At 47.7% G+C, this 20,116-nt stretch carries 17 protein-coding genes; 9 read left to right on the forward strand and 8 right to left on the reverse strand.

Annotation, left to right across the window (positions count from 1 at the left end; translation table 11 throughout):
• Window positions 1-46 precede the first annotated feature (46 nt).
• Window positions 47-1,393: a histidine--tRNA ligase gene (gene hisS, locus ACO08K_RS19565; protein ID WP_421798107.1), complete on the reverse strand. Its 1,347-nt coding sequence runs from the start codon at window positions 1,391-1,393 to the stop codon at window positions 47-49.
• Window positions 1,394-1,435: 42 nt separating this feature from the next.
• Window positions 1,436-2,473, reverse strand: a complete 1,038-nt coding sequence (gene pheS / locus ACO08K_RS19570; protein ID WP_421798108.1) for a phenylalanine--tRNA ligase subunit alpha — start codon at window positions 2,471-2,473, stop codon at window positions 1,436-1,438.
• A 206-nt stretch (window positions 2,474-2,679) separates the two neighbouring features.
• Between pheS and ACO08K_RS19575 the strand changes: the two genes are divergently transcribed.
• On the forward strand, window positions 2,680-3,912 hold the full coding sequence (locus ACO08K_RS19575) for an O-antigen ligase family protein (protein WP_421798109.1): 1,233 nt from the start codon (window positions 2,680-2,682) through the stop codon (window positions 3,910-3,912).
• 734 nt (window positions 3,913-4,646) lie between these two features.
• Window positions 4,647-6,266: a hypothetical protein gene (locus ACO08K_RS19580; protein WP_421798110.1), complete on the forward strand. Its 1,620-nt coding sequence runs from the start codon at window positions 4,647-4,649 to the stop codon at window positions 6,264-6,266.
• 260 nt (window positions 6,267-6,526) lie between these two features.
• On the opposite strand, the gene ACO08K_RS19585 is transcribed toward ACO08K_RS19580, so the two are convergent.
• Together ACO08K_RS19585 and ACO08K_RS19590 are read right to left on the reverse strand one after the other, a co-directional pair.
• Complete coding sequence (locus tag ACO08K_RS19585; protein ID WP_421798111.1) at window positions 6,527-7,708, reverse strand: amidohydrolase family protein; 1,182 nt, start codon at window positions 7,706-7,708, stop codon at window positions 6,527-6,529.
• Window positions 7,709-7,730: 22 nt separating this feature from the next.
• Window positions 7,731-8,837 carry a DUF1015 family protein gene (locus tag ACO08K_RS19590; protein WP_421798112.1) on the reverse strand — a complete coding sequence of 369 codons (1,107 nt, stop codon included), beginning with the start codon at window positions 8,835-8,837 and terminating at the stop codon, window positions 7,731-7,733.
• Window positions 8,838-9,294: 457 nt separating this feature from the next.
• On the opposite strand from ACO08K_RS19590, the gene metG reads away from it, so the two are divergent.
• Complete coding sequence (gene metG, locus ACO08K_RS19595; protein WP_421798113.1) at window positions 9,295-11,463, forward strand: methionine--tRNA ligase; 2,169 nt, start codon at window positions 9,295-9,297, stop codon at window positions 11,461-11,463.
• A gap of 120 nt (window positions 11,464-11,583) precedes the next feature.
• On the opposite strand, the gene ACO08K_RS19600 is transcribed toward metG, so the two are convergent.
• Window positions 11,584-12,072, reverse strand: coding sequence for an NUDIX hydrolase (locus ACO08K_RS19600; protein WP_421798114.1), 489 nt, complete (start codon window positions 12,070-12,072; stop codon window positions 11,584-11,586).
• A 213-nt stretch (window positions 12,073-12,285) separates the two neighbouring features.
• Between ACO08K_RS19600 and ACO08K_RS19605 the strand changes: the two genes are divergently transcribed.
• The 5 genes from ACO08K_RS19605 (at window position 12,286) to ACO08K_RS19625 (ending at window position 16,447) form a co-directional block, all read left to right on the forward strand.
• Window positions 12,286-13,407 carry a hypothetical protein gene (locus ACO08K_RS19605; RefSeq protein ID WP_421798115.1) on the forward strand — a complete coding sequence of 374 codons (1,122 nt, stop codon included), beginning with the start codon at window positions 12,286-12,288 and terminating at the stop codon, window positions 13,405-13,407.
• A 44-nt stretch (window positions 13,408-13,451) separates the two neighbouring features.
• The gene (locus tag ACO08K_RS19610) at window positions 13,452-14,018 is read left to right on the forward strand and encodes a hypothetical protein (protein ID WP_421798116.1); all 567 of its coding nucleotides are present in this window, start codon (window positions 13,452-13,454) and stop codon (window positions 14,016-14,018) included.
• 188 nt (window positions 14,019-14,206) lie between these two features.
• Window positions 14,207-14,467 (forward strand): type B 50S ribosomal protein L31, encoded by a 261-nt coding sequence (locus tag ACO08K_RS19615; RefSeq protein WP_421798117.1) that lies wholly within the window; start codon window positions 14,207-14,209, stop codon window positions 14,465-14,467.
• A 92-nt stretch (window positions 14,468-14,559) separates the two neighbouring features.
• Complete coding sequence (locus ACO08K_RS19620; protein ID WP_421798118.1) at window positions 14,560-15,765, forward strand: GlmU family protein; 1,206 nt, start codon at window positions 14,560-14,562, stop codon at window positions 15,763-15,765.
• A gap of 4 nt (window positions 15,766-15,769) precedes the next feature.
• Window positions 15,770-16,447 (forward strand): spermidine synthase, encoded by a 678-nt coding sequence (locus tag ACO08K_RS19625; protein WP_421798119.1) that lies wholly within the window; start codon window positions 15,770-15,772, stop codon window positions 16,445-16,447.
• A 73-nt stretch (window positions 16,448-16,520) separates the two neighbouring features.
• Here the strand turns inward: ACO08K_RS19625 and ACO08K_RS19630 are convergent, their stop codons facing one another.
• On the reverse strand, window positions 16,521-17,531 hold the full coding sequence (locus tag ACO08K_RS19630) for an alpha/beta fold hydrolase (protein WP_421798120.1): 1,011 nt from the start codon (window positions 17,529-17,531) through the stop codon (window positions 16,521-16,523).
• Between the two features lie 42 nt (window positions 17,532-17,573).
• Window positions 17,574-18,137 carry a hypothetical protein gene (locus ACO08K_RS19635; protein ID WP_421798121.1) on the reverse strand — a complete coding sequence of 188 codons (564 nt, stop codon included), beginning with the start codon at window positions 18,135-18,137 and terminating at the stop codon, window positions 17,574-17,576.
• A 205-nt stretch (window positions 18,138-18,342) separates the two neighbouring features.
• Here ACO08K_RS19635 and ACO08K_RS19640 point away from each other — a divergent pair, with 205 nt between their 5' ends.
• On the forward strand, window positions 18,343-19,197 hold the full coding sequence (locus ACO08K_RS19640) for a LytR/AlgR family response regulator transcription factor (protein WP_421798122.1): 855 nt from the start codon (window positions 18,343-18,345) through the stop codon (window positions 19,195-19,197).
• Here ACO08K_RS19640 and ACO08K_RS19645 read toward each other — a convergent pair.
• Window positions 19,187-20,068: a phosphodiester glycosidase family protein gene (locus tag ACO08K_RS19645; protein ID WP_421798123.1), complete on the reverse strand. Its 882-nt coding sequence runs from the start codon at window positions 20,066-20,068 to the stop codon at window positions 19,187-19,189. The two genes, ACO08K_RS19640 and ACO08K_RS19645, sit on opposite strands and share 11 nt — an antisense overlap.
• Between the last annotated feature and the right edge of the window lie 48 nt (window positions 20,069-20,116).

Genomic DNA, 20,116 nt, shown 5'->3' on the forward strand with positions numbered 1-20,116 from the left:
TTTAGAATGAATCTACAAGGTAACGCTTTTTAAGCCTCGCTGGTTTTTAAAGCGATTGAGTTTTTGCAATAATTTCCTCAATGCTCAGTTTTTCCTGCTCCCCGCTTTGCATGTTTTTGAAACCAAGTAAGCCGCTACTCATTTCTTCTTCCCCTACCAGCACCACAAAAGGAACCTGCCGGTCGTTGGCATATTTCATTTGTTTTTTGAGTTTGCCTGGATCAGGATAAATTTCTGCATTCACACCCGCTGCACGCAATTTGCTCAATGCAGCAAAAGCATACAGGTGTGTAGCATCATCGAATGCCATAAAAAGCACCTTGAGCGAACTGCTACTATCGGCGGGAAACAATTTGAGTTCTTCCAGTACATCATAGATGCGCTCGGCACCAAAAGAAACACCTACACCCGAAACATCCTTAAGCCCAAAAACACCCGTCAGGTTATCGTAGCGACCACCACCACCGATGCTACCCATAGCTACTCCTTTGGCTTGTACTTCAAAAATACAGCCAGTGTAATAGTTGAGTCCACGAGCCAATGTGATGTCGAAACGGATTTCTTGCTGGGTCGTACTGGCGCCGAGGTATTGCAAAAGGTTTTGGATTTCCTGGATGCCCAACTTCCCGGTTTCGCTGGCGGATAGGGCGCTTTGTAATTCTTCGAGCGATTGAATGGCCAGAATCTGGGTAATTGTTTCCACGGCTGCTTCGCCAATTCCCCGCTCAGCCATTTCCTTTTTTACCCCGTCCAATCCAATTTTATCCAGTTTGTCGATGGCCACGGTCATGTCGACCATCAATTCTGGAATACCCGCCACTTCCGCTATCCCGGTAAGGATTTTGCGGTTGTTGAACTTGATGACAACGGGCAGATTGAGTTTGGAAAAAACCTCATCGTAAATCTGCACCAACTCAGCCTCGTACACCAACGAAGTAGAGCCCACCACATCGACGTCACATTGGTAAAACTCCCGGTAGCGCCCTTTTTGGGGCCGATCCGCCCGCCAAACGGGCTGGATTTGGTACCTTTTGAAGGGGAAGCTGATCTCATTCTGGTGCATCACCACAAAACGGGCGAAGGGTACGGTAAGGTCGTAACGCAGGCCCCGTTTGGCCAATGCCGGGGTGAGGGCTTTGTAAGCTTGGGCCTCAATATCCGCAGGCTTGATGCCTTTGAGGTACTCGCCATTGTTCAGAATTTTGAACAGGAGGCGGTCGCCCTCTTCACCGTATTTGCCGGAAAGCGTACTGAGGTTTTCCATCGCGGGGGTCTCAATGGGCAAATAGCCGTATTTGACAAACACCGAACGGATGGTATCGAAGATATAGTTGCGTTTGAGCACCTGATCGGGGGTGAAATCCCTGGTGCCTTCGGCGGTAGTTGGTTTCATTTTTTGGTCGTTGTAGAGACGCACGGCCGTGCGTCTTTACCGTTATATAACAGATGAAAACTGTTTCAAAAAGCGCACATCGTTTTCAAACAACAAGCGAATATCAGTAATGGTGTACAACATCATGGCCTGGCGCTCGATGCCCATACCAAAGGCAAAGCCAGAGTACTCTTCCGGATCGATGCCACAATTGATCAAGACCTGCGGATCAACCATGCCGCAACCCAAAATTTCTACCCAGCCGCTGTGCTTGCAGACCCGACAGCCCTTGGCGTTGCAAATGAAGCAGGACACGTCCATTTCGGCACTTGGCTCGGTAAATGGGAAGAAGGATGGCCGCAGGCGAATTTTGGTATCGGGACCATACATTTCTTTGGCGAAATAGTATAGGGTTTGTTTCATGTCAGCAAAAGACACTCCCTTGTCGATGTACAAACCTTCTACTTGATGGAACTGGCAGTGCGAACGCGCCGAGATGGTCTCATTGCGGTAAACCCGCCCCGGTGCAATGATGCGGATGGGTGGCTTTTGTGAAGTCATCACCCGCGCCTGGACCGAAGAGGTATGGGTACGCAGCAACATTTCGGAGCTGTTGCGCAAGTAATACGTATCCTGCATGTCGCGCGCCGGATGGTCGGCAGGCGTATTCATGGCCGTGAAGTTGTGCCAATCGTCTTCAATTTCACGCTCTTCTGCAACCACAAAGCCTAGGCGTTCAAAAATCCGCACAATGCGGTTCAGGGTTACGGCCACGGGATGGCGAGAGCCCAGATCAATGGGTTCACCAGGTGCAGTAATGTCCAAGCCAGCCGCCTGAGATTTTTCGGCAGCAGCTTCGGCCACGGCTTTGAGGGTTTCAAACTTGGCCTCGGCAAGCTCTTTGGCTTTGTTGATCAATTGACCAAATTCCTTTTTTTGCTCATTCGGTACATTCCGAATTTCGCCCATCAAGGGTTTGATCACATTGTTGGAGCCCAGGTAGCGCAAACGAAACTGCTCAATGGTTTCCGCAGAGGCGGGATTGGCCACCTCAATTTCCTGCAGCAAGTCCTGTAATTGTTGAAATGCGTTGGCAGACATATTCATTTTTTAAAAAATCGCTGGCAAAAGTAAGCATTTTACTTTCATGTAGAATCAATAACAATGGCGATATTGCGCAGAGTTCCAATTTTTAGTTTAGAAGGTTGAGAAGTTGAGAAAGTTGAGGCTACCGCGAGCGGCTTTGACAGTGACACTTGCGGTAGCCTCAACTTTCTCAACTTCTCAACTTCTCAACCTCTTTAGACATGTTCCAAGCTTCACAGCTCCGCTTTTACTTCACCTATCTTTCCTGCCTCGCCCTTCTGGTTGGCTTGGTGGTTTCTCCCTTTTTGCAATCCATGAGTTTATTTGGTTTTGCCATTGCCGCAGTGTGGGAGTGTATCGCCACTCGTGAGACCCTAGCAGAGCGGTGGAAAGCATTCTGGAAGAGGCCCGATTTTTGGGTTTTTGGCCTGCATTTTGCGATTGTGTTGTTTGGATTTTGGGTAATACAAGACATGGATTTTTGGTTGGAACGTTTGCGCATCAAATTGCCTTTTTTGATCCTACCACTGGCTTTCTTTTTTATGCCACAATTTTCACAAAGACAGTACTTTAGCTTACTTTATGTGCTGATTATTATCTTGTCGATAACCAGTTTGGGTATTCTGATTAACTACAACCTGGACTACGAAAACATCCAACTCCTGATCAAACAGGGGCAAGCCATGCCGATGCCGACCAACCACATCCGCTTTAGCTTATTGTTGGCCATTGGGGTATTGTCAGCGGGGTATTTGTACTGGCAAGGCTACTATTTTAAAAGCGAAAAGGAGCGCAAATGGATCGCTGGGATGGGGCTGTTTCTTTTTGGGTTTATCCATGTGCTTTCGGTGCGCAGTGGCATTGCGGCGCTGTATTTGGCGATGCTGGTAGTGGGTTTGCGCTATGCCTGGTTGAGTCATAAGTATTGGTTGGCTTTGGGAGTCGTAGGAGCGATGGTGGCTTTGCCTGTGCTGGGTTATTTTGTACTGCCGAGTTTTAAAATGAAGGTCGATTATGCCCTATACGACCTGCGGATGCGCCAAAGCGGGCATACCGAGATGTTGTCTGATTCTGAACGCATTACAACCTTAAAAGTGGGTTGGGAAATCTTCAAAGCAGCGCCTTTTCTGGGGGTAGGGGCGGGTAATCTTGACCAGGCTGTGCATGCCCAATACGCAGCTCATTACCCCAATGCCGCTCGGGTAATGATGCCGCACAATCAGTTTTTGTACGTGGCGGCGGGTTCGGGAGTTGTGGGTTTGTTGCTGTTTTGTGTGGCCATTTTCTTGCCACTATTTTACAATGGCAATTATCGGGATGAGTTGTTTTTGGGCACTTATGTAGTCCTGCTTGCTTCCTTGTTGGTGGAGGCTACCTTGGAAAATGCGATGGGGGTGGCGCTGGCGAGTTATTTTTGGTTGTGGGGGCTGAAGCAAATGGCTTTGTCAAAATAATTGCAAAACAATAATCTTAACATTGGTTTATTGTTGAATTGATTCAGGAGATGTATTTTACCCGAAATAACACCCTAATTGTAATGAATTCCCAAAACTTAATTACCCGGGATCGATTGGCCATTGAACTAGGCTGCCACCCGAGAACACTGAAACGCAAATTGCAGAAACTGGGCTACCAAGAACACATGAAATTGCTTATTTTTTTTATGCTTTTCATTGGCATTAAAGCTAATTGTCAAATCTACTTTAATACAGTTGATGCTACCTTCGGAACCATTAATCACAAAGAATGTAATTACAAAACCATAACCGGATTTGGTAAATACATCACACCAATTGCTGAAATAGCTATTGCCCCAGACGGAAGAATGCTTGGACATATTGGTGAACAACCTACCGAAGCATGGGATACTTTGCCTTATCGTATATGTGAATTTGACACTCGGAAAAATATCATTCTTGATACACTAATTTCTTTTCCTTATTCCTCTACGTCCTTGAGTATAAGCCCAAAAGGAGATTGTTATTTTGGATATGCGGCAGCAATTTTTTCAATGAATCTCTCCACGAAAATTATTAATACATTTCCATTTCCAGGAATTATACCAGGAGATATTCAGTTTATGCCAGAAGACAGTGTATTAATTACTCAAGCCGGAAGTTATTCATTTCATCCCCCTGGACAGTGGATTTTTAAGATTGACCTCAAAACGGGAAAAATAGATACTATTATGCCCTTCCCAAAAGGGGATCGAATTTTTGGAATGGTTACTTTATGGGATTATGCTGCAAAAAAACGTCGTTTGTATGCGACGCTAGAAGGTAGTTCCATTAGCGGTTTAGAAAGAACCAATGATCTAATTGAGATTGACTTTGAAAACAAAAAACTTATTACCATATGTGATAAAGTTCCATTGAATTACCCCACACTCTGGGGTATGGCCAGCGACGACGACGTCCGCACCCAATTCAACATCCGCATGGACCTCGACCCCGACAACAGCAGCGGCCGCTTTGTGGATCATTTTCAGCTAGATACGCTCTGCCTCACCACGCTACCTATTGCCGATCGGGATGCCAGTATAAAATCCTACATTGGGGGCATCGATTCACTCGTGGTGAAAATTCAATCCGGCATCAAACACCCGGGGCAGGAAATGTTGGAACTGCGCGGTATTTTTCCGGGTATCAGCGCTAGTTTTATGGGTAAGGAAAAAATCGTGCTGCGCAATCTGGGTACTGCCAGCGATGAAGCCTTTACGGAGGCTCTGCGCAGCATTCGTTACCGAATCGAAGCTACGGAGGTGCAGGATGGCGAGCGGGTCGTATTGTGCAATATTTATAAAAACGGCATCAAAGGTGATCCAGCTATGGCCTACCTGCGGGTACGCGCGTATGCCCGTCCCTTCGCGGGCAACGACACCTCGGTACAAGGCTGCGAACATGGCTCCTTCATCGATATGTACAAAGCGTTGGGCCCCAAAGCTTATCCCGGTGGCACTTGGTCTCCAGCCTTGCGGATCAACAATTTTTTGAATCCTGATTTGGATACCGCTGCACATTATTTCTACATCGTTAAAGCAGGCGATTGCCCTGCCGATACGGCCCAGATTACGGTGGAGCGCCCCTTGCCCTTCCCGGCCATCGGCATCAATGGAATCCGCGAACGCCGCACCCAGATCGTTCAGCTTTGCGCAGGGGATAGCATCACTTGGGACATTTCGGCAGGTTTGTTGTCTGCCCGAAGGTATTCTTGGGAAAACCAGGCCCGCACTCCTCCTCGCCGTACTTTCACCCAGCCAGGGAGCCATTTCATCAACATTGAGGATTACAATGGCTGCACCTGGGTAGCAGGCATTACCATTTTAGCCGCCAAGGGAGACAAAGCCGCCAAGCGGGAAAAAATCACCTTGCGCAAGGGCGAGATATATGTATGGGGAAACCAGGTGATTCGGCAGGACACCCTCATTTGTCGGGTGATTCCCCGACCAGGAACTTGTGACTCTACGTATTGCCTGGAGCTGAAATTCACCACCACTTCCACCCGCGAGCTTGCGATCAACCGCAATGCGGATTTTTACATTCCGGGCTTGCTACACGAAGGTGGACACCTGAATGTATTTAGCCACACTGGCACCAAAGGCCGGGTAGTGGACATGGAAGTGTGGGATCAATGGGGGCGTTCCCTTTGGCGGGGCAAAGACTTTTTGAGCAATGATCCCACCCAGGGTTGGAATGGCCAAAGCAACGGCCAATGGGTTCCGAAAGGCATGTATTTGAGCTTGGCTAAAATACAGTTGGACGATGGAACGATTGAATGGGTAAGTGGGAAAGTGCTGCAAATGCAGTGAAAGTCTTTGGTTGATTTGAGCATTTTACCCGCCACTAAGTGGGCACTCGTCGATACTGGTTTGCTCGCTGCGCGAGCAGGCTCGACGGTCGCAGATACACCAATCGTACTTCTAGTCGAACAGGCGTAAAAAGCCTGAGGTGCGGTAGGCTCTAAAGCCTGCGACCGTCGAGCTTGACGCCGCAGGCGTCAGTAAAAGATCGACGAGCGCCCACGTAGTGGCACGTAAAATGCTCAATAAAAACGAATCAACCAGCTTTTTTAAACAACCCTCCTCACCACCGTATCCGCCCTCAACTTCTCATCCTCCCCCAAATTCAACAACAGCAATCCTGGCCGTTTACCCACCTCAATACTGCCCAAGCTATCTTCAAAACCCAGCGCCTCCGCCCCATTGATCGTGGCCCAACGCAAAATTGTTGTAAAAGGCACATAAGACTGGAAACGCGCGATGGTTTTCATTTCCTCCAACACCGACAACTGCCAGTTCGAGGTCAAACTATCCGTACCAATGGTGACCTTCGCCTCCGTATCCAGAAAATACTGGTAATTGGGCAAGCGGTTTTCGATGAACAAATTGGCATTGGGGCAGGTAGCCCAATAAATATCTTGGCTCCAGGCCTGAGCGGCGCGGATGTCCTCACGGGTACTTTCGGTGTTGTGTACAAAAAGGGTGCGACAAGCCGGATCCATGTTTTCCAGCGCGTAATGGATGGAGCTTTTGCCGCTGGGCTGAAACTGATCCAAGGGGAAACCGAAGCCAGTGTAAAACTCCAAAAAACTCCCGGTTTTAGTCTGGAAAAGGGCATTTTCACCCGGCGTTTCCTGGTTGTGGATGCTGACAGTACAGCCCGGCTGGTTCAGCGCATTGATTTTTTTGAACAAATTGCGCGAAACCGTATAGGGGGCGTGGGGCACCGCACTTTTGCGATTGCGGTTGACATCGCTTTGCTGGTCGTAGGCAGGTTTGAAGTTGTTAAACCAATTGTCGGCACCTTCTTCCTGCAAGAAGTCAAAAAACTCCACAAAAGTGTAGTACTGGATCTGGCTTTGGTTCTTGCGTGCAGCAGTATCCGCTTTATTGGAAATGTCGCCTACGGCCATGATGCCTCCTTCCCACATTTCGGCATCGGCGCGGTCGATGGCATCCAGGATTTCCTCCATGGAGATGTCGCGAAAATTGACTACCGTTTGTAAAAAAGGCACCAGCCCTGTTCCGGTATTGGCCTTGTCTTTCATGTGCGAAAGCTCCAGGTGGCAGTGGGTATTGATGAAGCCGGGCACAAGAGCGCCTTCCAGTTTTTCCACACTGGCTGGGTCGTGGGCTTCTAATTCATCAATTTGTAAAATGGTGCCTTGGGGGTCAAAGATCACAACCTTGTCGAGCAATGCGACATCGGTGGTTCCTGTATAAAGGCGATCAGCGCTGATCTTCCGTATCATGAGTCGTTTTTTGTGTCGATGTTTAAATTGGAAAAGGGCGCACCACTACCCCGTTTTTCATCCTCGGCTCAAACCAGGTTGACTTGGGCGGCAAAGCCTGATTGTGATCTGCCAGCAACATCATTTCCTGCAAGTCGATGGGGTAGAGGGCAAAGGCTACGCGTTGGGGTTTGAGTTGTTGTACTTGTTGCAAATGGGCCATTCCTTTGGCCCCTTCAATATAAGTCAATCGGGGCTCCTGGCGCACATTGACGATGCCAAACACATTTGGCAAAATCACTTCGTTGAACAGCTGAGTATCCAAAATGGCTTTTTCCCAGTGGTAGCGCTCCAAAAAATCACGGCGCCAAGTTAGGCGAAAAGCCCGTTTTTCTATCAATAAACCCCATTCAAATTTCTGGCTTGGAAGCACTGCACTAACGCTGGATTCGATGTAAAAGTAAGGTTCGAGCTTTTTGAGTAACTCATCCGCAGTCCAATCTACCTCATCCAGGACACGGTGAAAAGCCTGAATGTTTAAGTGGTTTGATGGAAAAAGGGCTACCAAAAAATCGGGATCAGCCTTTCCATGTATCAAGTTCCGCTCGTACAAAACTGCCGATGAAGAGCAGCGATGGTGCCCATCGGCAATGTAGGATCGGGGTACAAAGGCCGCAAACAATTCCTGAATGTATTGCAATTCGATGGGGTCAGTGATTGCCCAGATTTGGTAGGTTTGTTCCTCCGCCGGAAAGGGAATTTCTAAATTCGGGGCCTGGTTTGTCGCTATTTTTTGCATCCAGGCTTCAATTGCGGGTACGCTGGGATAGGCCAATAAGACGGGTTTTATCATCGCCTGTTGCTCCTTCCATAAGCGGATTTGTACTTCTTCCTTGGCGGGGATGGTATTTTCGTGGCGTTTGATGGCCCCGTGCAAATAGTCCTGAATATGGGCACATCCGACAATGCCTAGGGCCTTATGACTGGCAGATTCAATGGAGCAAAGATAAAGGGCTGGCATTTCCCGCGATTCAAAGTAAGCAGTTTGTGCAAAACGGGGAAACTCTTCTTTTACGGCAGCAAAAAAAGCGTCGTTTGATCCAATTTTTTCCAAATGTGGCAATAGCGCCCGAAAAGGGTTGATTTGCATGGGTCTAATACTTGAAAGCAAGGTAGCAAAAAAGCAAAAAATAAAAATAAAAAGGAACGGGTGGAAAGTTATCACACCCATTCCTTAGCGCAGGACAGCCCCAGAAGGGAAGGGGCTGACACATGATTGTTTAGAACTAGTATTGCATAGTGTACGCTTAGCCTGCCGAAAGGCAAAGACTGTTTAATTTACAACAAGAAATTGTTTGGCTAGATAGTGTAGAAGGCTGAAAATAATACTGGAACGGACGACTAAGCGTATGTAGAAGACTAGAGCTCTAAAAACAATGACCAAATATACAACTAATTGCATTCCATGTATATCGAATAATTGTAAAAATTAGGTTTTATTTACATGCTCCAAAGATTTGATGGAACCATTTTATAGGTAGATATCGTTGGACAAAAGCTTATATTCGCGCCAAATTAGAACGCGACTCCACTACAACTGTGTTACCATGTCAAAAAAATATTTGATCACCTCCGCTTTGCCTTACGCCAATGGCGCCCTCCACCTGGGCCACCTGGCTGGCGCTTATTTGCCTGCTGACATCTACGTACGTTACTTGCGGATGCTCGGCAAGGAGGTGGTATGGGTATGTGGCTCGGACGAACATGGCGCTGCCATTACCATCAAGGCTAAAAAAGAAGGGATCAGCCCGCGGGAGATCATCGACAAATACCATGCGCTGAATAAGGCTACTTTTGAACAACTGGGCATCTCTTTTGATATTTACCACCGCACCAGTGAGCCGATTCACCACAAAACCTCCCAGGATTTTTTCCTGCGTTTGCACGAAAAAGGGGACGAGTTCGAAGAGCATTTTATTGAACAATATTACGACGAGGACTACGATCAATTCCTGGCTGACCGCTACATCATTGGTACTTGTCCCAAATGTGGACATACCGAAGCCTTTGGCGATCAGTGTGAAAACTGTGGTTCCGACCTATCACCCCTGGAACTGATCAATCCCCGCTCTACGCTGAGTGGCAAAACACCAGTCCTGAAAAAAACCAAACACTGGTATTTCAAACTCGACAACCACACCGAGTGGCTGAAACAGTGGGTTGAAACCGGAGTACTCGACGGTAAACAACACCACGACCCCAAGACCTGGAAAAACCACGTATTGGGACAATGCCTGTCCTGGCTGGATGGCGGCTTACATCCTCGCTCCATTACGCGGGACCTGGATTGGGGCATCCCCGTGCCGCTGCCCGAAGGCAAAGGAAAGGTTTTGTATGTTTGGTTTGATGCCCCAATCGGCTACATCTCCGCCGCTAAACAGTGGGCCCTGGACAATGGCAAAAACTGGGAGGAATATTGGAAAGGCGACGATGTAGAATTGATCCATTTTATTGGCAAAGACAACATCGTTTTCCACTGCATCATTTTCCCGGCTATGCTCAAGGCGCACGGCGAATACGCTCTGCCTAAAAACGTGCCAGCCAATCAATTCCTGAATTTTGAAGGCCAAAAATTCTCCAAATCGCGGGGCTGGGGCATCGAACAGCACAACTACCTAGAAGAATTTGCCGAATTTCCCAATAAAGAAGATGCATTGCGCTACGCCCTGCTACGCAACATGCCGGAAAACCGCGACGCGGATTTCAAATGGGACGATTTTGTGGACTACCACGACAAGGAACTGGCCGATAACCTCGGCAACTTTGTCAATCGGGTGATTACCCTTACGCACAAGTATTTTGGTGGACAAGTACCGGAACTGAAGATCGATCTTCAGGATAAACTGGCTGATGTCACGGCTTTGACCCAACGTTTCACCGAGGAATTGGATGCCTTTAGCTTCAAAGCGGCGAGCCAAACCTTTTTGGAAATTTCCACTTACGGCAATACCTATTTGCAGGATGTATCGCCCTGGAACATCTACAAGGAAAATCCCGATAGCCCGGTCATCCGTGAGTGTATGTTCATCTGCTTGCAGATCGTAGGCTTATTGAGTTTGGCTGCGCATCCATTCATTCCCTTCACCTCGCCACGGTTCCGCAAACTGATTGGTTTGCCAGAGGTGCAAAATGGCGATTGGGCGGAATTGTTGCACAAACTGGAAAACGGCCTGGCCATTGTGCCTGCCGGGCATCAGGTTGGAGAAGTGGAAGTATTGTTCCCCAAAATCAACGACCGTCGCGATACCAGTCGCCTGGAGATTGTAAACCGCCAAAAGGATAAACTGGCTGCTATTTTGGCTGCCGAAGCGGAAAGAATTAAAAATGCGCCTGCTGCTCAGGAATTAAAAACGAGTGAAGTGACCAATACCGAACTGCCTGCTTTGAAAGAAGTGATTCAATACGAGGATTTTGCCAAAATTGACTTGCGGGTGGGCACCATCCTTTCTGCTGAACGAGTACCCAAAGCGGATAAGCTGCTGAAATTGCAAGTTGACCTGGGTTTTGAAGAAAGGACGATTGTTTCCGGGATTGCGGAGCATTTTAGTCCGGAGGAATTACCGGGGAAACAGGTGGTGGTTGTGGCGAATCTGGCTCCGCGTAAATTGCGGGGGATTGAGTCGAATGGGATGATTTTAAGCGCGGAGGAACCGGATGGACGATTGCGTTTGGTGAGCCCGGCGATAGGTGTGAGCAATGGGAGCATTGTGAAATAAATGGCTTCAAGCCATTTATTTCACCCACGAATAAATTCATGGGGTGATGCGGTAGGGTGGCCTCCCACGGATATAACCCACGATTTAAATCGTGGGATTCCCGTGGGTTGGCTGGGTTTTTTACCCCAAAATCCTCACCCCTTCCAACTCCTCGTCCATAAACAACAAGTTCATATCCGCATCGTACACCGCATTAAAAGCAAATGGTTTTTCCGCCATTAAGTATTGGTATACAGTGAAATCGGTAGGTGGGGTGGGCACATTCGGAACATCCGCAAAAGCAATCCATTCCAAATCGCCCTCCGGGCAAGGCGGCGGAGCAACAAAATCAATATCCGCAATATAGATGTTGCATTGCCAATTGTAATCAATCGGTGAGGATTCCATCAGGGAGCCACCGTATTTTAATTTTTCTACCTCAAGCCCTGTTTCTTCTTTCAATTCCCGATGGGCGGCAGTCCGTGGATCTTCAAATGGTTCCAACTTTCCACCTACGGGCAGGTAGCTGCCTACATAAGGCGGCTTGATGCGTTTGAGCAAGAGGAAGTGTTGTTGATGGCGCAAAATGACCATGGAACAAGCGCGCTTAAGGCCGAGTGGAAAAGACATAGCAAGTATAATTGAAAGGTTTTCACCAAATAAACAGTTATTCCGGCAAAAGTTTACAATCGAATTGAAAAAGATGTTTCCCCTCTTTTTAGATGATTTTCCCCAAATCCCCTTTTTGCAGGATGTTTCATGCAGCCCTTTCCCTGAACTTTGTGGGGTATTCAGCTGAAACAATATTGGTCACTCCAAAACATCCAAAACCCTAAAACATGTATGAAAAAGCTATGCACACTCCTGCTTTTGCTGGGGCTGCTTGGGAATATTTGTGCCCAAAATGAAACACCTACCCTGGCCAGAGCCTCCGAATTTACCATTCCTGTTTCGCCGGCATTTGATCTTCTAGCGGTCAATCCGTCCCAAATTTTGCGGCCCAACAACATCCGCGAATTTAAGGTGGACTGGTCCTTTCGATCCTGGCGACTCAAGCCCAATCTAGCCATACAAGCCCAACCCATTTGGGAGATTTTTTACAACCGCGCCGATCTTCGACCTTATCAACGTACTTCTTCGTTTTTGAAGACACTTTCTACCCTGGATTTTTCAGCCGGAACCATTGAAGATGACGCCCAAAACCGTCGGGTAGCAATGGCTGCCAAGATCAACCTGTACCGTGAACGCGACCCGATGAGTGACATCGAAGTGTTTGCAGTTGATACAACGTTTAACCGCCTACAACAGGAACGGATGAAGCTATTGGTCGACCTGCAACTCAAACGTAATCGCGCCGAAATCAGCATGCGCGACCGACTGCGCTACGAACAACAAATGGACTCCATCCAGCAGGAATACAATAACCTGGACAAACTGCAAAAAGACAACATCCAGAACCTGGTAGTCCGCTACCTGCGCAGCAACTGGAATGCTTCACACGTGGATGTGGCTTTTGGCCGGATTTTTTCCTACGTCAACCCCAAGGTGGATAGTTTGGTCCTGCGAGGGCAAGCCACCGCTTTTTGGGTCAGTGCCAGCAAAGGGATTGGCCGCAAAGCCCTGGTGACAGGCCTGTTCAAGTACATTATGCAAGAACGGCGGAACGATTTGAGCACGATCAACGCCAGTGGCAACATCGTTTCGATGGGCATGGGTTTGCGCTACGGCGGTTCCAAGTTCAATTTTTTTGCCGATGTATTGTACTCGCAAGGCAATGCTCAATTTGTACTCAGTGACCCCGGCTTGAACCTTACCCAGCTCAGCGCCATGAGCATTTCCTACGGCGGCGATTGGCGCCTCAGTCGCAACGTGATGCTTTCCTACGGCGTACGTACCGATTACACCAAACAAATGCAATTCAAAAACATCATACCCGTCGCCAATCTGGCCTGTATGATGCGCTAACATGATTCAATCACTATTTTTTTCACCTACAAACCTTTAAAACAATGAAAAATTCATTGCAGAACCCTTTTTTGAAGCTTTGCTTCACGCTTGCACTTTGTGCTTCTTTTTCGTTTTCCTATGCACAAGTCGACACATCCCTGGCCAGTGGCTTGCTCAAAGGGGATTTACAAAATCACCTAATCAGTAAGTTAGGGGGCAGATTGGGCGAAATCAAAGTGTCGGAACGTTTTACTGCTGGCAATTCCACCATCCAAATTGCATCCCGGCAAATCCCTTCCAGATTAGGCACTCTTGATCAGATTACCATTAAGATTACCGAGGCTGGCAAAACCCAGTTTTTTAGCCTGACCCAAGGTTCCGATGGTAAACTTTCAGAATTGCGGAGTGGTCAATTGGTAGCCATAAGTGGAGGAAATCCCCTCAATTGTGTCACCCAGCTGTTTGGGGCAGCCAGTTCTTGCAGTGCTTGCAAAACCAAAATTCTAAACTGTATCAGCCAAAACAATACTTTCCTTGCCAGAGTACGTTGTCTTGGCCGCAATTTTGATGGCACTTGTATTTCATGTGGTGTTAGCCTGGTTTCGATCGTCAGCTGTCTGAAGGGCTAATTCAATTCGATTTTTTGGAGTTTTGTGACCATATTGACGAGTGGGTGACCTTTTTTGGTCATCCACTCTTGTTCATTATTAACCGAAAAATGAAAAAGTTGAGAATATTTTGCACTACTCTTTTGATTTATTGCACGAAAGAAATTATCTTTGCACCCTGATTTAAAAATTTGAAAAAGTAGTTTGCCATGAAAAAAGATATCCATCCGGAATCTTACCGCACGGTGGTATTTAAAGATTTCTCTTGCGATGAAGCTTGGATGGGCCGTTCTTGCGCGCCTACCCGCGATAAAATCGTTTGGGAAGATGGCAATGAATATCCGCTGATTAAGTTGGAAATCTCCAGCGCATCACATCCATTCTTCACTGGAAAGATGAAGTTTGTGGATACAGCGGGTCGTATTGACAAGTTCAATAAGAAATTTGCCAAATTCGCTCAGAAGTCGTAAATCACCATACAATGTGATCACGGTAAAAAAAGTCCCAATCAGGTTTGGTTGGGACTTTTTTTTTAATTTTCGGGCAAACTTTTAAATCGCCTATGTGGCACGTTATTCTTTTTGACAGCGAAGTTCGCGAACAACTGCTTCCACTCACTTTTACCCGACCCGTAGGTGCGCTACGTGTAGGTGCCCTAACTATTCAGGAAAAATGGAAGCAGTGGCTCAACGCGAAAGTTTCCTTTATTACCCAAGACTACCTTGCCAGTAAATTCCCAATCGAATACGGCGACGAAAACATTGTCATCAATGGTTCCGTGATGCCTTCGGATCGTTTGATCCGTCTGATCCGGCAAATGGAATTCAATGAGGCCTACCTCAAAGGGGAGGAACTGATTGTTGCAAAACTGGATCGGGAACAGTTGGAAAAACTCATCCACGATGAGGACATCGACCAACTGCACGTTTACGATATCGAAGACACTCCATTTTTAAAGATAGATCACCCCTGGGATATTTTCCTCCAAAATGCTGCGGCATTGGAAGAAGATTTTCAATTGCTTACCCAGGGTCGGGAGTCTCAGTCCATTTCCGAGAGCAATCGCATCATTGGTGACCCCAGCCGCATCTTTTTGGAAGAAGGTGCAGTGGTGGAAGGTGCCAGCCTCAATGTGCTCAATGGTCCCATCTACGTCGGCAAAAATGCCGAAATCATGGAAGGTAGCCTCATTCGGGGCGGTTTGGCATTGGGCGAGCATGCTCAGGTCAAAATGGGTACACGCCTTTATGGTAGCAACACCTTTGGCCCTTGGAGCAGGGTAGGTGGTGAAATAAGCAACTCTGTCATTCAAGGTTACAGCAATAAAGCCCACGATGGTTTTCTGGGCAACTCGGTCATTGGCGAATGGTGCAACATCGGCGCCGATACCAACACCTCCAATCTCAAAAATACCTACGAAGAAGTACGGATTTGGAATTATCCTGCTGGTCAATTTTTACCCGCTGGCATCCAATTCTGCGGTGTAATCATGGGCGACCACGCCAAGGTGGGTATCAACTCTATGCTCAATACTGGCACGGTGATTGGAGTAGGAGCCAATATTTTTGGGGCTGGATTCCCCCGGGCTTTTGTGCCCTCCTTCTCCTGGGGAGGGGCTGCTGGTTTTACGACCTTCCAACTGGACAAGGCTTTCGAAACCGCTGAAGCAATGATGCAGCGCCGAGGTAAGGAATTTGACATTTCCGAACGCCTGATTTTGCTGCGCACCTTTGAAGACAGTTCCAAATACCGCAATTGGGAAAAATAAGCACATGCACATTCCTGCCTGGAAAAGGTATCTGAGTTATCTGGTCGAAATCCACCTGGAAAGTGCATCAAGCGAGTACAATCCTCACCTGTACGTAAGTATGCGCAGGGGACGCTACCAACTGAGTACGGCCCATGCTGTATATTCCTTTGAAGACCTTTACACCAACTTTGCCCGCGCTTTTGAGCAGTGCAAATTGGACGGATTGCCCGGTAGAGAGGCTTTGGTGCTGGGCCTGGGCCTGGGTAGTATTCCTTACATCCTGGAGAAAAAACAGGGTATGGATTTCCACATTACTGCCGTGGAAATTGACGAGGTCGTCATCGACCTGGCTTACCGCTACACTTTAGCTGATTTACAATCGCCCATCGATATGGTTTGTGCCGATGCAGAAATTTTTGTGTCGAGCACCTACCAAAAGTATGACCTGATCTGTATGGATGTTTTTTTGGACGATCAGATTCCCGGGCCTTTCCAACAAATTGAATTTTTGGAACAATTGCGCGAGCTGCTTGCTCCTGGTGGGCTACTGCTTTTTAATGTACTCGCTTTGCGGATCAGTGACCGGAGAAAAGCGGAGCGTTTTTTCTCTCAGGTGTTCAAAGCTGTATTTCCGCAGGGGACTTTCATCGAGGTGGAGTTCAATTGGGTACTGGTGAATGACCAGACGATGTTGCGCTGATGGTGTGGTAGAGACGCACGGCCGTGCGTCTCTAAATGGTTGCGCGGAAAAGACGCACAGCCGTGCGTCTCTACTACCTCCACCTTTCCACAAACTCCCGCATCACCGCCACAAACTTCGTCGGCTGCTCATAATGTGGCGAATGCCCACACTTTTCAAACTCCACTTTCTTTTTCCGATCCGGTGCCGTACCCAAAGTATTGTAAGTAAAACTAGCCAACTCGATGGGTAAAATGGGGTCATCCTTGCCCCACAACACCAACGCCGGGATGTTGATGCGCCGCAACTCAGGCCTAAAATCCAGCCCATCCGCAAAACGAGCGTCTACTTTATTCGTGAAATAAGCCAAAGAATAAGGCGAGCGCAGTAGTAACTTAGTATAATCCAATTGATTGCTATCGGCCAGGGCGGCGGCGTTGTAACTGGTGTCCAGTGCATAAGCAAAAATGTAAGGCTCCTTGTCAGAATACACCGGGTTGGGATGGGCCTGGTACCAATCGATCACGTATTGCCAAAATTTAAGGTCTTTGCCTTCGGCGATTTTGGCGGGCACTCGTTCCAGGGTCCATTTTTTGACCGTTTGTACTTCTAATGAGTCAAACACGGAACCATCCACATCAATCCAGCCCTGCACTTTTTGCTGATTGTTGTTGCGACCCAACCAGGCAGCGCTCAGCCCGCCACCCCAGCTGTGGCCCAGCATGAACAACTTGGGCTGATTAAACTGCTGGCGGACAAAGTCAACCACAACATCCACATCTTCTACAAATTGATCGATGCTCAAAGTTGATTTTTTAGGGTCGCCCTGAGAAAGGCCCGAAAAACGTTGGTCCCAGTATACTACCGCGTAGTCTTTTTCCAGTTCGGCAAAACTTTTGGTTACCGCAAATTCATGCCCCGAATCGCCTGGGCCACCATGTACAGTGATCAAAAAAACGCCGGATTCGAGGTTGCCTTTGACCCACACGGGCATGGCTGCGCCTTTGTGGCGAATAAAATAGTAGTTGCCTTCGCTGAGGAATTCAGATTTTTCACAAGCAAAAAGGCTGATGGCAAGCAAGGCCACCCAAAGTAACTTTTTCATAGTTAGAGGTTTGTAGGCTGATCAATGAATTTAAACAAGCACTTACTTGATGCGGTGAATGAAGCCAACTTGCAAGGCCAAATGCGGTAGGGCAAGGTTGTTGAAAGGCAGCTGCCAGAAGACCTTGGGACGGAAATAAACGAGATTGGCACTGGCCGCATCTTTGCTCAGGTTGTAGCCGACACCCAAGGTTACGGAGGGCATGATGTCGAGGTTGGCAAAAGCCGAGGCCCGACGGATATTGCCATCTTCATCACGTTGAAAAACTCCGTCGCCATTGTAAAAACTCAACAGGGTACCTAAGCCCAGGTATTGCTCCGTAAAAAAGCCCGAATTCCGGTAGCGCCGCAAGCCAGCATGGACATCCATAAAAACTCCCGTGTGGTTGCGGGCATGTACGTAGGCCCCCAGGTCGGCCCGGAAGAGGGTAGATACTTTTTTGGACTGGGTTTTTTCCAGCTCCAGCTGAGCAACCAATCCGGGATGGGTGCCCGTTTCACCGAAATAACCCAGCCCCAGGTTGAGGTTTTTTTGTGCCATCAGGCTCGAAGTGCTTAAAAAAAGCAGCATACTTAAGATACTCCAGCAAGATAAATTCTTCATCATAACAGTTTGAAAGGGTGAAAAATGTAGTAAACATTTGTGCCCCTATTGACTGAAAAATTGAAGATGGGGTGGCAGTAAATCGCGCCACTTTGCCCGAAGTAGAAGGCATTTGGGCTGAAGTAGATAAAAAGCGGGCTGAAGTATGCGCCTGAAATGGAGGTTATTCTTATAAAAGTTTGTATAAATTGTGCTAAAAATTTACAACGTGCAAACCCGGCCCTATCCCGATATTTGGATACGCATCATTGGCTCCATTTTTTTGGCTCATTTCATCAAAATGCTGGGGCATTCCCAGAGCTTGTGGGAAATTGTCATGCAGCCAGAGTACTTTTTAGAGGTGCTAACTGGAGCCCTGATCAATTTTGGCGTGTGGAGCCTCGTTCGTTGGGTCAGCATACGGTTGGATGCCCATTACGATTGGTTGGAAGTTTCTATGATGCGGGCTTTTTTGCAGGCTACTTTGGGCTTTGTGGTACCCGTATTGATATCCTTTTTTACAATGTATCTCTTCTTCATCTATGTTGCCGGGGATAATATTTTTAATTCGAGTTGGTTGTATGTGGAATACCGGGTAGTGCTTTTTTACCTGGCCATGATGAATTGTTTTTACCTGGCTTATTATTTTTATCAGCGCTTCAGGCAAGCTGAGTCGGCATTACAGACGCTTCAACATCAGCTCGTAGCGCCCCAAGCCGTGGTAAATACACCTGCTGCCAGCAATACGCCCGTCATCATTGCGACCAAAGGCAGCCGCCAGGTACCAGTACCAGTTGAAGAAATCGCCTATTGTTTTTTGCTGGATGATATTTATTACCTCAAAACCTTCGATGAACAACAATTGATGAGCAATGAAACCCTGGATGAATTGGCCAACTTGTTGCCGGCCAGTCAGTTTTTTCGCATCAATCGACAGACCCTTGCCAATGCCAAAGCCTGTGCCTCCTTCCGCAGCATCGCCAACGGTAAACTGGAAGTGATCCTCCAGCCCAGTATGCCTGAGGCGGCTATAGTTAGTCAAAAAAAAGCGGCCACTTTTAAAAACTGGTTGGTCAATCGTTGACCTTCGCCTTCCGTAGACTCAACAGTAAAACGTTACTCACCTTACGTTCGCCGTATTCATCAAATACCTTGTCGTCGCATGGCATGTTGACAACTCCCGTTTTAGTAGTCCCGTCAATCCATAGTGTAGTTGAACCTCCGCCGTCGAGGTTGATCGCTTCTACACAGTCCAAGGCTTCCATCAACTGGCTCAATTCGTACAGACTCATGCCCGCAGCTTCTTTTGCTCGCCCATCCACCGTGATCCACAAAATTTCTCCCCTCCGGGTAATGCCCAAAGCCGTGCGAGGGTGCCTTGTTGTGTTGAACAAACGGGCAGGCAAGTGGATTTTTTTCCCTTCGTGGATGAGCAAGGGCCCGGTTACCATTACATTGTCCTCGGCCAACAACCTTTTTTCCCAACCCTTGATGCTGTCCCCTCTGACGATTTGCACCTGATTGTTTTTGATCACAATGGCGCTGCGTTGGTGCTCTGCCAGGAATTGACCTGAAGGCCGGGTGGTATCCAGTGTCACCCCATTGATGCGGATAAAATCAACTGAGCCGCCGTTTTTAACGTCAAAAAAAGTGCCATTTAATGCGGCTAATGCTTTTGCTTGCTGCCCCTGGATACTGGTGGGAATCAGCTCCTGGCCGCCCGAAGCAAAAGCCAGATTTAAAGGGCGATGCCCTTTTTTGATGCGCAGGATATTGACGTTTTGGTTGGCATGAAACAGCTCCGCGTTGGCAAAATGATGCTGTTCCCATTTGGCTTTTGGGGCAATTTTCTGTGCATGCCAATCCGTTTTTTTGAGCAAAAGCTGGACGCTGTCCACCTGTGCAAATACGATTTGAGGCAGGACGATTAAAAGAGTCAGCAATCGAATCATCATCGGTCAGTTGCAAGAGTTATAAAATATTTTGTACTTTTCACCTATAAA

The organism is Haliscomenobacter sp. (assembly GCF_965225875.1).
In the GTDB taxonomy this organism is placed as follows: domain Bacteria; phylum Bacteroidota; class Bacteroidia; order Chitinophagales; family Saprospiraceae; genus Haliscomenobacter.